The sequence below is a fragment of the Rhodobacteraceae bacterium Araon29 genome, assembly GCA_039640505.1.
Classification (GTDB): domain Bacteria; phylum Pseudomonadota; class Alphaproteobacteria; order Rhodobacterales; family Rhodobacteraceae; genus CABZJG01.
This window is the reverse complement of the sequence record CP046865.1, coordinates 2,462,951-2,475,992: the sequence shown is the minus strand read 5'-3', so window position 1 is coordinate 2,475,992 and position 13,042 is coordinate 2,462,951. Positions and strand designations below refer to the sequence as shown.

Sequence of the window (13,042 nt, the reverse complement as noted above, 5' to 3'; positions counted from 1 at the left end):
GTGCCAAGTCTTTTACCCTATGGCAAGGTTGATTGGCGAAATTCTCTTTGGCTCAGCGCCTGCACTGCCACAGACGCCAGAATGCAAAAGCTAAAAAAGTATAGCCCCCAAGCGGTTTCAACATGGCCCAAACCAACGCCTTTAAAGATCACAATATAAAGCGCGATTAAAAATACATCCGCCATGGCCAGTTTTCCCAGCAGTGCCAAAAGTGAAAACCCGCTTGGCGGCACAACGCCAAAATGCATCAGTGCAAGTATGCCGGTCTTAAGCATTGGGGCGATCAAAGCAAAAAACATCACCAGGCAGGCCAATATGATATCTGTTTGCCACAGGCTCTGGACCCCGGTGATTATACTGATCTGTGACAGGCCAAACAAAGGCAAAAGTCCGGCGTGCATCAGCGGTGCAAACCAAGACAGTGGGAATAGAACCAACAAACCAAGATTGAGATAGCGCAGCATGGGCGGATAGGCCTTTAGTAGTCTATTCGTTTTACATAATCATTGCCCAAAGTGCGATCAATATGATCAGCAAAACTGCATGCAGCCCATCCACCCAGCGATATCTCCGATGCAGACGGATCGCTGATAGTGCCAGAGGTAATGAGGCAGCCAGCATCATGCCGGCCCCATCCGCAAAGCGGCTCCACCAAAGAGAAAACTGGCGAAGCGGTCCGCTGTAAATTTCAAAAAAGCCGAGCCCAAAGAGGGCAAAAAGACCCATTGCAGTGAGCAATAGCGATGCCAAAGCCAGCTGTGCTTCGCTTCTGGAGTCAATTAGACAGCGAAATGCCGACAGTAAAAGTAATGTTTGAAGATAGATGTATTTTTTGAATGCTATAAACGCCAGCACTTCCGGTGGTGGTTTAAAGAAGGCCTCCATTAGCGAATGGCCTCAATGGGGCCTTCCGCTCGGCCATGGATAAATTGATCAAGATAGGGATCGCCAGATTGGTCAATATCTGCAATTGGCCCGGTCCATTTAATAACCCCATCGTGCAGCATTGCCACCTCGTCTGAAATTGCCCGTACCGAAGACATATCATGGGTAATGGTCATGGCAGTGGCGCCCATTTCAACCACAATCTCACGGATCAAATCATTGATTACACCGGCCATAATTGGATCAAGACCGGTGGTAGGTTCGTCAAAAAAGATGATCTCGGGCTCGGCAGCTATGGCGCGCGCCAGACCAACCCGCTTTTGCATGCCGCCCGACAGTTCGGCGGGGAATTTATCGGCCACATCGGCGCCAAGTCCCACCCGCCTAAGCTTATCAATCGCTATTTCCCGGGCCTCTTCAGTCGGTCGTTTTAGAGCGCCGCGTAACAGACGAAAAGCCACATTTTGCCAAACAGTCAGGCTATCAAACAGTGCACCGCCTTGAAACAACATGCCAAATCGCGCAAGAAAAGCATCGCGTTCGGCGCGTGCAGCATCTTGGCCGTCGACTAATATACGCCCTTGATCAGGTGCGATAAGCCCGAGTATGCACTTAAGCATGACCGATTTTCCAGTGCCGGAGCCGCCGATGATAACCATAGACTTTCCGGCCGCAACTTTTATGTCCACACCTTTGAGTACAGCATTGTTTTCAAATGATTTATGAATATTTTCCAAGCAAATCATGCGTTAAAAAAAACCTCTGTTAACACATAGTTAGACGCTAGAATAAGAACGCTTGATGCAACCACTGCCGATTTCGTTGCGCGCCCAACACCTTGGGCTCCGCGCCCAGAGCGCATTCCATAATAACAGCCCATGAGCGCAACGATAAACCCAAACACAGCGCCTTTGACCAAGCCGCTGGCGATATCCCAGAACTGGAGGAAATCGACGGTATTTTTAAGGTAGGCGGCCGAGTTGAAATCCAGTCGATTAATTCCGACGAAATACCCGCCCATAATGCCAATTGCATCACCAACCGCAACCAGTACAGGCACTGCCAGTGTCGCCGCAAGAACCCGCGGCACCGTCAAATAACGCATAGGGTTGGTAGACAGCGTCACCAGCGCATCAATTTGCTCGGTTACTTTCATTGTACCAATTTCCGCAGCGATGGAACTTGCAACCCTTGCGGCGACCATCAAGCCTCCTAGCACAGGTCCCAACTCACGTGTCATGCCAATAGCAACGATTGAAGGAACCACGGCTTCAGCGTTAAAGCGGGCTCCGCCCGAGTAAATCTGCAAAGCAAGTGCCCCACCGGTAAAAAATGCTGTTAGCCCGACAACCGGCAGCGATAGCCAGCCGATCTGCAACAGCGACAAGCCAAATTCACGAATGTAAAAGGGCGGCAAAAACAATTGGCGCAGTGTATCAAGAGCGAACAAAGTAACCCGCCCGATCGCAGCTAAAAAGCTTAGGGTATTACGGCCAATAAATTCCAGAGGTGCAGTAAGGATCATATCTCTTTATAGCGTCTTTGATAGCGAGAACCAAGCGAGGTTAAGACCTCATAACCAATGGTGTCAGCAGCGGTTGCCAAATCATCGATACTTTGCAAGCTGTTTAAAAGTTGCAAGCTGCTTGGGGTATCGGCCAGCAAAGTAATATCAACACCGATAAGATCCATAGAAATACGGCCCACCACAGGGCAGGCAACGCGATCGGAATATAAACTTAGGTTCGGACCAAGATTGCGCATTATCCCATCCGCATATCCGGCCGAAACAGTGGCAATCTTTCTCGGGGTCGGGGCTGTCCATGTGTTGGAATAGCCCACCGTTTCGCCGGTATCAACATCGCGCACTTGGATCACGGGAACATCCAGAGTGACCACGGCTTGCGCTGTCTCAAAGGGGGCGCCGCCATAAAGCCCCACGCCGGGGCGCGTTAATTCAAAATGATAACTATTTCCGAGCAATATTCCACCTGTTGCCGCCAGCGAACGCGGCACATTAAGCCCGTCGGTCATATCACGAAATTCACGCAATTGCTGACTGTTCATGGTGTGCTGCGGATCATCTGCACAGGCCAGATGGGACATTAAAATTTCTGGTCTTAGGCGCAGAACCAAATCGCGCACAGCCTGCCATTCCGCAGGTTCTAAACCTAGCCGGTTCATGCCGCTATCAAGCTGCACGCCAAATTCAACATCTGGCATCGCGTCCACATGGCGCAGAAGCTGATCCACCGAGTTGATCATCGGGGTCAGCTGGTGGTCACGGATCAATGAAGTGTCGTTTTCCATATGCCCCGAAAACACATATATCTTGGGTCCGGGGCCTAGAGCGCGGCGCACCACGGCGCCTTCTTCTGCCACCGCAACGAAAAAATGCCGCGCACCTTCTTGCGCCAATGCGCGCGAAACCCTTGCCGCATCAAGCCCATAGCCATTGGCCTTGACCACAGCGCCGGTCACACCGGCGCTGAGCGCGCTTAGGGCCCGCCAGTTGGCGCGGATCGACATTAAATCTATTGTCAAAGTGGCTGTGCTCATAAGCTTTTTTTGACTGGCAAGACGTCAAGGTCAAGTAGAAAGACATAAAATCTTAGCATGAGTATCTACTTGCTGCGGCTGAAAGTGAGGCGCTAACCCCTAGACTTTGGGTGCAAAAGCGATAGGCGGCCCACACGGTTACTCAGTTTCAAGCACTTTGATAAAATGTGCTCCGCCGTATTCTCGCCTCTTGAAGCCCATTGATAAATAGGCTTGCTGCGCGGCTTCATTTTGCAAATCTGCACCAAGCACCAATGCAGCGGCGCCCTCCGAGGCGGCAATCTTTTCAAGATGCTGCATCATTTGGTGACCTGCACCGGTTTTACGGTGCGCTTCATCCACATAAAACAGGTGCACGCGCAAACGCCTTTGGCCAATATGCAGACCAAATTCATTGTAGCAGAGTGCAAAAACCACGGCGGAGCCCTGCCGTTCACCAAAAAACACGCGGGCGCCGGCTTGCGGACCAAAGACATCGCGGATGATCGCATTGGGATTGCGTTGATAAGTGTCATTGTGAAAAACGCAGAGCGCGGCAATCATATCCTCGATAAGCTCAATATCTGCGGGGACAGCATTGCGAATATGTAAATCTGTCGTCATCTGAAAATCCTAATATGACCCAAAATAAGGTCTGCACAAAGCATCGGGTCATGAAAGTAATGCAACGGCAGCCAAGTTAGCTGCTAAAATAAAGCCAGTATGTAAGGGCGATCTGTTGCACATCCTCAGAATATACTGAGTTTTTCAAATTACAACCAAAAATAGAAACTAAAGCGTATCGCTGCCTTGTTGCCACGGTTTGACAAGATTGCCAAAGCGGGTAAAGCGGCCCTCGAAGCTAAGCTCAACAGTGCCAATTGGCCCATGCCTCTGTTTGCCGATGATCACTTCGGCGCGGCCGTGCAGGCGCTCCATTTCATCCTGCCATTGCGCCATTTTTTCAAGATCATGATCGCCGGGCTTTTCGCGTTCTTTGTAATATTCCTCACGGTACACGAACATCACCACATCCGCGTCCTGCTCAATCGATCCTGATTCGCGCAAATCTGACAGTTGTGGGCGCTTGTCATCACGGTTTTCCACTTGGCGAGAGAGCTGTGATAAAGCAATCACTGGAATGTTTAATTCTTTGGCAATGGCTTTTAGGCCTTGGGTAATCTCAGAGACCTCGTTGACTCGGCTGTCTTTTGCCGATGCCGGACGCACCAGCTGCAAATAATCCACAATCAACAGATCAAGTCCGTGGGTACGCTTTAGGCGCCGCGCGCGGGCAGATAATTGCGAAATGGGCAGGGCGGCAGTGTCGTCAATGAAAAGTGGGCAGCTTTCCAGTGATTTTGCCGCCTCGACAAAACGGCGAAACTCGGTTTCGGTCATGTCACCGCGCCGAATTTGGTCAGAGGGCACTTCGGCGGCTTCTGAAAGGATGCGCGCAGCCAGTTGCTCGGCGCTCATTTCCAGCGAGTAAAAGCCGACAACGCCACCATCAACCGTGCCTTCGGTGCCGTCAGATAATGTTCCGCGCTTGTAGGATTTGGCTATATTATAGGCGATATTTGTGGCCAATGATGTTTTGCCCATAGATGGTCTGCCAGCTAAAATCAGCAAGTCAGATTTATGCAAACCGCCAAGCTTTTTATCCATATCGATCAAGTTTGTGGCCACTCCGGCCAGACCACCCTCGCGTTTATAGGCGTTATTGGCCACATCCACCGCCGAAGTGACCGCACGCAAAAAGGACTGAAAGCCACTGTCGCTTTGACCATCCTCACCTAGCTTATAAAGCGCCTGTTCGGCTTCGATAATCTGATCTTTTGGCTCTTGTTCGACATCTGCTTTTGTCGCACGGCTGCTGATATCCTGACCCAGTTGGATCAATTCACGGCGGATCGCCAGATCATAAATCATCTGCGCGTAGTCACGCACCGCAAAACCAGCGATGGCCGAGGCCGCAAGCCGCGCAAGATAGGCCGCTCCGCCCAATTCGCTCAGTCCTTCGTCATCTTGCAAAAATGTGTTTAGAGTCACAGGAGAGGCAAGATTGTTCTTGGCGATCCGCGCCGCAGCAACTTCAAAAATCCGCGCATGAACGGGATCAAAAAAATGCTCAGGTTTGATAATACTTGCGACCCGGTCATAGATATCATTATTGGTCAGGATAGCCCCTAAAAGCTGTTGTTCAGCTTCGATCGAATGCGGCATCACGTCGGGTGATTGTATGTCGGCTGCCGGGGTGTTGATATCCGCGATCTTGTTCATTGGTGTCCTGTTATCATCTTCGCTAGGTGATAAAGCCAAAGCCTATCTTGGGGCAAATTGTATGTTTCTGTGGATAACTTGTGGAATAGCATATTTCGTGGCTTAAGTACACAAATCCACAAAATATAGCGCAAATTTTCCGATTAGATCCCTAACTGGCTCAAAATAATTGACTTTTAACCCGATCCTACTTCTCGCGTGCTTGCTGCCACGCAACTGGAGCGTTCAGAAAGCTCTCAACTTCTGACAGGGTTTCAGAATCAAAAGCCTGTTGCGCTTTTGCCTCTTTAAGCACATCCCACCAAGTGCACAAATGATGTAGAGTGACGCCGTGGTCGCCAAGAGTTTTCTTAGTTTGCGGAAAAATATCATAATAAAAAATGACCGCAGTATGGTTGCAACTCGCACCGGTTTCGCGAATGGCATCCACAAAACTAAGTTTACTGCCACCGTCAGTGGTCAAGTCCTCAACCAAAAGCACGCGCTGGCCGTCTTGCATCGTGCCTTCGATACGGGCATTGCGGCCATAGCCTTTGGGCTTTTTACGGACATAGCTCATTGGCAGTCCCATCCGCTCGGCCACAAGCGCCGCAAAGGGTATGCCTGCAGTTTCCCCACCTGCAATATTGTCAAATGCCTCAAAGCCTGCAGTTCGCATGACCGTGACGGTCATGAAATCCATCAAAGTGCTGCGAATGCGCGGATAGCTGATCAGCTTACGGCAATCAACATAGGTTGGGCTCTGCAGACCGGACGCAAGCGTAAAAGGGTCGCTGCTGTTAAAGTCCACCGCTTGAATTTCCAGCAGCATGCGTGCGGTTAACCGGGCGATTTCGGATTGCTCAGGATAGCTGCTGGGTATCATTTTCTCGTTTTCCTTTTACGGTTTGTTTTTGTCATGTTTGGTTCATACCGCCTCGGTCATTTCCGGTCATAGTGATATATTTTCAACCTGCCAAAAAATCTCAACACCTGGATCAAAAACCGTTACATCCCCTTCATCAGAGGACACTGATTTAGCAAATTGCATAGGCTGCTCTGATTTTCTAAGTGTCAAAAAGCCTTGGCTTAGAGGCAGGCCGTAGAACTGCGCTCCGCTATGGCTGGTGAAAGCTTCAAGCTTATCCAGTGCGCCTTCTTCTTCAAAAACATGTGCCAAAAGCGGCATTGTGTTCAGCGCTGTAAAGCAACCGGCACAGCCACAGGGGCTTTCTTTGTCATGATCAAGGTGCGGCGCGCTGTCTGTGCCGAGGAAAAACCGATCATCGCCGCTGGTGGCGGCTTTGCGCAGGGCAAGCCGGTGTTCTTCGCGTTTGGCCACCGGCAAACAGTAGTAATGTGGTTTTATACCCCCAACCAATATATGATTGCGGTTTAAAAACAGATGGTGGGTGGTGATCGTTGCTCCTAAACCATCGTCATTCGCCTGCACATAATCAACGCCTTGCGCGGTCGTGATGTGTTCCATCACGACCCGAAGTTCCGGTGTGGCGCGGCGTAGCGGATCAAGCACGCGGTCAATAAAAACCGCTTCACGATCAAAAATATCAACTGCATCGTCGGTGACTTCGCCGTGCACACAAAGCGGGCAGCCGATATCGGCCATCCGCTCAAGCACTGGCCGAATCCGTTCAAAGTTACTCACGCCTGAGGCTGAATTGGTCGTGGCGCCTGCAGGATACAATTTTACCGCACGGATCAAACCGCTTTGATAAGCTGCACTTAAATCGTTTGGGTCAGTGTCCTCGGTCAGATAAAGTGTCATCAAAGGCTCAAAAGGCAGATCATCTGGCAATGCGCTCAAGATCTCGTCTCGATAGGCGCTCGCTTGCGCTGCGGTGACTACGGGCGGCACCAAATTTGGCATGATAAGAGCACGGGCAAAATGCGCTGCGCTCGCAGGCAGCACTGCCCTGAGCATAGCGCCATCCCGCAGGTGTAGGTGCAAATCATCGGGGCGGGTCAATTTTAGCAGATCACTCATGCGGCAGGCATTACACAAAGCTGATCGGTTGTACCAGTGCAGAGCTCACAAAAGCACATGATTTTTGAAACCTCTGCGCATAATTTCTTTGAACATAGCCCAAAGATAAAATTGTAAAGCGGCCATGTGCAAGCTCGTGTTGGGTGAGTTTTGAACAACAGTGTCAAAAACCTAACGGGAGGTTTGTGCCATGTTCCAATTTAGCGGTGCGCTGCCCTCTGCCAAAAAGCCGTCATAACCGATCTGCCTCAGTCTGTGTTTTGGTCGACTTTCGCGTATCCGTGCTATCAAAATCAACATTTGGCGCACTGCATGGGGTTGACCCGCAGAGCACAAGATGCAGCTATAGCTCATAGAGGTGAAAGAATGACACAAATTCAATCAATTGATGCTCTGCAAAATATGCTGGCTGCACAAAATTATGTTGTTGATAGATCTTTGGCAACGGTGGTTTTCTTATCTCTGCGGCTCAATCGACCGTTGTTTTTGGAAGGTGAGGCAGGCGTTGGCAAAACTGAAATAGCCAAAGCCTTGGCTTTGGCATTAGACCGGTCATTAATCCGTCTGCAGTGCTATGAAGGGCTGGATGCATCGACGGCTGTTTACGATTGGAATTTTCCGGCGCAAATGGTAGCAATTCGCACTGCGGAAGCCGCAGGAGGCGCGGATCGCGACGCGTTGCAGGCTGAGCTTTTTAGCGATCACTACCTGATTAAACGCCCTTTGCTGCAGGCCATGCAACCTGATGAAAAGGGCCCACCCATTTTACTCATCGACGAGTTGGACCGCACTGACGCCCCATTTGAGGCATTTTTGCTCGAAGCACTGTCCGATTTTCAAGTCACCATTCCCGAACTGGGCACCATCGCTGCTCCGCATCCGCCAATCGTTATTGTGACATCGAACCGGACCCGAGAAGTTCACGATGCGCTCAAGCGCCGTTGTTTATACCATTGGCTGGATTATCCTGATTTTAACCGTGAAATGGATATTTTAAATGCCCGGCTTCCAGATGTTGCGCAAAACCTTAGTAAAGAGGTGGTCGCCTTCGTGCAGCGCCTACGGCAAGAGGACCTGTTTAAAAAACCCGGTGTTGCCGAAACAATTGACTGGGCCAAGTGCCTGTTGGCGCTTGATATGATCGAGTTAAGCCCTGAAGTGATCTGCGACACATTGGGTGCTATTCTGAAATACCAAGATGATATTGCAAAGCTGCAAAACTCAGAGGCACGCCGCCTGCTAGAAGATGCGCGTGCAGCATTGGAACCGACGTGATACTTTTTCTTTGCTTAAATACTCATGAATGCGCCGCGGAGGCGACTTTGGAGGCAAAGCATGGTTGAATTTGCGCCGCTCGACTTGCCTGACACGCCTCGGCTTTCTGACAACATCACTCATTTTGCCCGCGCGTTGCGGCGCGCCGGTTTGCCGATCGGACCAGGGCGCGTTGGTGATGCGCTGCGCGCGGTAGAGGCTGCGGGCTTTACTGAAAAAAAAGATTTTTTTTGGACACTTCAAGCCTGTTTTGTTACCCGCCCTGAGCACCGTGCGATTTTTGCTCAGGTTTTTCGCCTTTACTGGCGCGATCCGAGGTTTTTAGAGCATATGATGGGTCTTTTGTTGCCTGCAGTGCACGGGGTGCAAGAAGATCGACAGCCGCAAGCTGGTGAAAAGCGGGCGGCGCAAGCCTTGCTTGATAACCAAGCCCCCACACTGCCGGCAGCCTTAAAATCTGAAAATGAAACTGAAATTGAGGTCAACGCGTTTCAAACCATGTCGCCGAACGAACGTTTGCGGCAGTTGGATTTCGAACAGATGAGCACTGCGGAAATGGTACAAGCGAAGTCCATGCTTAAAAAGTTAAAATTGCCTGTCAAACCGCTGATCAGCCGGCGAACCGTTGCCGCTTCACTTGGGCGCTGGGTAGATCGGCCGGCCACGTTGCGTTCGGCCATCCGCCATGGCGGAGATTTGAAAAACTTACACATGCGCAAAAGCTGTATTCGCTGGCCGGACCTGGTGATTTTATGTGATATTTCCGGCTCAATGCGCCAATATAGCCGGATGGTTCTACATTTTGCGCATGCTGTAGCCAATCAAAAAGGCGCAGGATGGGCAAAGGTTCACAGCTTTACTTTTGGCACTCGTCTTACAAATATCTCGCGCCAATTGCAGACCAAAGATGTTGATGCCGCGCTGGCGGCTGCCGGGAGCGAGGCGAAAGATTGGGATGGCGGCACGCGGATTGCGGCCTGTTTGCATTTATTTAATCGCGACTGGTCACGGCGCGTGCTGGGGCAGGGGGCTTTGGTTTTACTCATCACGGATGGTTTGGAAACAGATCAGGGCTCGGATTTATCGCGTGAAATGCAGCGGCTGAGGCTAAGTGCTCGGCGCCTAATCTGGTTGAACCCGCTGCTTCGATGGGAAAAGTTTGAGGTCAAAGCAGGTGGAATAAAGGCGATGTTGCCGCATGTAGACAGCTTTCGGTCTGCACATTCTATTGCGTCGTTGCAAGAGCTTGCTAATGTAATCTCAGAGCCAGAGGATTACGGTGAAAAACGCCGATTATTGTAATTCTACCAAATCCTTAAAGGACGTTGCCTAGTATGAAATTACCTGAAGCCATCACTTTTGATACTATTCCGGAACTGGCGCTTGACTGGCATCAAAAGGGTCGTGGCGCGGTTCTGGCAACTGTGGTGCAGACTTGGGGGTCAGCGCCGCGCCGTATTGGCGCTCAACTTGTGGTCAGCGGAGACGGCAGTATGCAAGGCTCGGTGTCTGGCGGCTGTGTCGAGGGCGCTGTAGTGCTTGAGGCTCAGCAAGCCCTTTTGGATGGCAACAGTAAGGTTTTAGAATTTGGGATTAGTGACGGGGACGCCTTTGCCGTGGGCTTGGCCTGCGGTGGGACAATTCGTATTTTGCTAGAACCGATTGGCTCCGTATTGCCTGAGCCAATGCTGCAAGAATTGGTTGAGGCCCGCGCACAGCGACGTGCAGTTGCCTATGTCGTCAATGTTGAAAAAGAAACCCGAACGCTTGAGTATTCGGGCCATTCCAAGCGGATGCAAATGGACCGGTCGGGATTTGAGGAAGATGGGCAAACTTTTGTGGCTATCCACATGCCGCCGCTACGGCTTGTGGTTGTTGGCGCTGTTCACATTGCACAGGCTTTGCTGCCCATGGCCAAGATTATCGGATTTGATCCGGTGGTGGTTGATCCACGCGAAAGCTTTGCCTCACCAGAGCGATTCCCAGATGTGGACATATTAAATGATTGGCCAGACGAGGCTTTACGCAGCCATGGGCTTGATGCAAGAACCGCAGTGGTTTTGCTCACCCATGATCCAAAGCTGGATGATCCCGCTCTTGAATTGGCATTGCGGTCCGAGGCTTTTTATATCGGTGCGTTGGGATCTAAACGCACGCATGAAAAGCGCTGTGTGAGGCTGCAGGAAAAGGGTTTTTCCAAGGGTCAGATCGACCGCATAAACGGGCCTGTTGGATTGAATATTGGTGCAGCGACCCCGGCGGAAATCGCAACCTCAATCATGGCTGAAATGATCCATTTTTTGCGAAGCGACGGATGAAGTTCGGCCCGGTTCCAACACTGCAGGCCAAAGGCAGCATTTTGGCACATTCGATTGTCTGCTCTGGCCGCCGTTTGCGAAAGGGGGTGATGTTAGAAGATGCTCACATTGAGCAGCTCTCTGTATCAGGTATTACCGAAGTGACCGTCGCACAGTTGCAAGAAAATGATGTGCACGAAAACCAAGCGGCTGCTGAATTGGCGAAAGCTTTGGTGCCAGATGTCAGGGCTGCAGGTTTAGAGTGCACAGCTGCCTTTACCGGGCGGGTTAATCTGGTGGCTACTGGACCAGGTATTGTGGATCTTCAGGCCGACCGGTTGATTGCGCTCAATTCGGTCGATCCTATGATCAGCTTTGCAACGGTTCCAAACTATCAGCAAATGCAAAAGGGCGGGCTTGTTGGAACAGTGAAAATCATCAGCTATGCAGTGGATGGCGAAAAGTTACGATCCGCTTGCGCCTTGGGCGCTGCCGCGATCAGAATATTGCCGCCGCAATTGAAAACAGCCAGCCTGGTGGTAAGTCAAAATGCAAACCGCAATGACGATAAAGGTATTTCTGCGATAAAAACACGGCTTGATGCATTGGGCATCACACTTGAGAAAGTCGTCACTACGGAGCATGAAATAGATCCTATGGCAAAGGCCATTGGCTCTTTGAACAGCGAGCTTTTGCTCATCTTGACCAGTTCTGCAACATCCGACCCTAATGATACGGCGCCTGCCGCTGTTCGCGCTGCTGGCGGCCAAGTTCTGCGGTTTGGCATTCCGGTTGATCCCGGGAACCTGCTGTTTTTGGGGAACATTCAATCCAGGCCGGTGATCGGTTTTCCCGGCTGTGTGCGGTCTCCTGCCTTGAACGGGGCGGATTGGGTGCTTTCGCAAGTGGCCTGTGGGATTTCGCTGGATGACAACAGCTTTGCCCAGATGGCCATCGGCGGCCTTTTAAAAGAAATCCCCACGCGTCCCCAGCCCAGACGCCCCAAAAAATAACAAGCGCATTTATCGGCAGTATCACGTCAGTTTTAAATTTCGCGGTGCGATAATGCGGTGGGATAATAAGGATGCATACTCCTACGACCGAATTGACCTAAGTTTTGCGCGGGTTGCGGAGATGCTACAAGGCGGCGAATGGTAGCGGTGAGCCCAATTCGACGGTATTCACTGATGTTGGATAAGCTTGAAAAACACATCAAGTGCATTTTTGCTTCGCACTTCGATTTCGGCTTTCGTGGGTGCATTTAGCACGCCAATGACGCGCCTGATCTGAAGGTCTCCAATCAATAATCCCAGAAACCGATCTGCTAGTTCACGTACATCAGCACCATTATCCCCGCACACGGTACGGATCAGTTTCGCAATGAGCGGCTGGATTACATCACGACCTCCCGCAGCAATTGCCGCACCCAATTCCCCCGATGGATCTGCCGCTGCCGCTCTGTTGAGCAATATCGCACGTTCTCCCAAGAGCATTGTCAACAGGAGCGGCGCAACATGCCTCAGTGTTTCCGAAGGTTCGTCTTCCCTCACGACAGCTTTTTCCAGTATAATTTTAATGTCCTCAGCGTTGTCACAAACCATCGCTTCAAAGAGCCCCCGTTTGTCACCGTACCAGCGATACAGCGTCTCATTGGATGCTTTTGCGGCCTTGGCAATGCTCAACATTGAAGCGCCATCGTATCCCTTCGCTGCGAGCATGTTATAGGCAGCATTTGTGATTACTTCGTGTCGTATTTGTTTCTTCTCATCACGCATATCAA

Annotated in this window: 14 protein-coding genes; 4 read left to right on the top strand and 10 right to left on the bottom strand. The window is 50.9% G+C overall.

Going from position 1 to position 13,042, the window contains the following annotated elements:
- Nucleotides 1-17: 17 nt before the first annotated feature.
- The 9 genes from GN278_11950 to pyrC all read right to left on the bottom strand — a co-directional run bounded on the left by GN278_11950 (nucleotide 18) and on the right by pyrC (nucleotide 7,690).
- Nucleotides 18-464, bottom strand: a complete 447-nt coding sequence (locus GN278_11950; GenBank protein ID XAT61399.1) for a paraquat-inducible membrane protein A — start codon at nucleotides 462-464, stop codon at nucleotides 18-20.
- A 31-nt stretch (nucleotides 465-495) separates the two neighbouring features.
- Entirely contained in the window at nucleotides 496-885 is a 390-nt protein-coding gene (locus GN278_11945; protein XAT61398.1) for a hypothetical protein, read from the bottom strand.
- On the bottom strand, nucleotides 885-1,631 hold the full coding sequence (locus tag GN278_11940) for an ATP-binding cassette domain-containing protein (GenBank protein XAT61397.1): 747 nt from the start codon (nucleotides 1,629-1,631) through the stop codon (nucleotides 885-887). Before GN278_11940 ends, GN278_11945 begins: the two co-directional genes overlap by 1 nt.
- On the bottom strand, nucleotides 1,628-2,410 hold the full coding sequence (locus GN278_11935) for an MlaE family lipid ABC transporter permease subunit (GenBank protein XAT61396.1): 783 nt from the start codon (nucleotides 2,408-2,410) through the stop codon (nucleotides 1,628-1,630). Before GN278_11935 ends, GN278_11940 begins: the two co-directional genes overlap by 4 nt.
- Complete coding sequence (gene alr / locus GN278_11930; GenBank protein XAT61395.1) at nucleotides 2,407-3,444, bottom strand: alanine racemase; 1,038 nt, start codon at nucleotides 3,442-3,444, stop codon at nucleotides 2,407-2,409. The genes GN278_11935 and alr overlap by 4 nt, the downstream gene beginning before the upstream one ends.
- A 138-nt stretch (nucleotides 3,445-3,582) precedes the next feature.
- Entirely contained in the window at nucleotides 3,583-4,047 is a 465-nt protein-coding gene (locus GN278_11925) for a GNAT family N-acetyltransferase (protein XAT61394.1), read from the bottom strand.
- Nucleotides 4,048-4,215: 168 nt separating this feature from the next.
- The gene (locus GN278_11920) at nucleotides 4,216-5,706 is read right to left on the bottom strand and encodes a replicative DNA helicase (GenBank protein XAT61393.1); all 1,491 of its coding nucleotides are present in this window, start codon (nucleotides 5,704-5,706) and stop codon (nucleotides 4,216-4,218) included.
- A 187-nt stretch (nucleotides 5,707-5,893) separates the two neighbouring features.
- Nucleotides 5,894-6,571 (bottom strand): orotate phosphoribosyltransferase, encoded by a 678-nt coding sequence (locus tag GN278_11915; GenBank protein ID XAT61392.1) that lies wholly within the window; start codon nucleotides 6,569-6,571, stop codon nucleotides 5,894-5,896.
- Between the two features lie 66 nt (nucleotides 6,572-6,637).
- Nucleotides 6,638-7,690, bottom strand: coding sequence for a dihydroorotase (gene pyrC / locus GN278_11910; protein XAT61391.1), 1,053 nt, complete (start codon nucleotides 7,688-7,690; stop codon nucleotides 6,638-6,640).
- 366 nt (nucleotides 7,691-8,056) lie between these two features.
- On the opposite strand from pyrC, the gene GN278_11905 reads away from it, so the two are divergent.
- The 4 genes from GN278_11905 to GN278_11890 are packed head-to-tail and all read left to right on the top strand — an operon-like array spanning nucleotide 8,057 to nucleotide 12,275.
- Entirely contained in the window at nucleotides 8,057-8,965 is a 909-nt protein-coding gene (locus GN278_11905; protein ID XAT61390.1) for an AAA domain-containing protein, read from the top strand.
- Between the two features lie 60 nt (nucleotides 8,966-9,025).
- Nucleotides 9,026-10,267 (top strand): VWA domain-containing protein, encoded by a 1,242-nt coding sequence (locus GN278_11900; protein XAT61389.1) that lies wholly within the window; start codon nucleotides 9,026-9,028, stop codon nucleotides 10,265-10,267.
- A 32-nt stretch (nucleotides 10,268-10,299) separates the two neighbouring features.
- Nucleotides 10,300-11,283, top strand: a complete 984-nt coding sequence (locus GN278_11895) for an XdhC/CoxI family protein (GenBank protein XAT61388.1) — start codon at nucleotides 10,300-10,302, stop codon at nucleotides 11,281-11,283.
- The gene (locus GN278_11890; protein ID XAT61387.1) at nucleotides 11,280-12,275 is read left to right on the top strand and encodes a molybdopterin biosynthesis protein; all 996 of its coding nucleotides are present in this window, start codon (nucleotides 11,280-11,282) and stop codon (nucleotides 12,273-12,275) included. The genes GN278_11895 and GN278_11890 overlap by 4 nt, the downstream gene beginning before the upstream one ends.
- A 168-nt stretch (nucleotides 12,276-12,443) precedes the next feature.
- Here GN278_11890 and GN278_11885 read toward each other — a convergent pair whose 3' ends face one another.
- On the bottom strand, nucleotides 12,444-13,037 hold the full coding sequence (locus GN278_11885; GenBank protein XAT61386.1) for a TetR family transcriptional regulator: 594 nt from the start codon (nucleotides 13,035-13,037) through the stop codon (nucleotides 12,444-12,446).
- Between the last annotated feature and the right edge of the window lie 5 nt (nucleotides 13,038-13,042).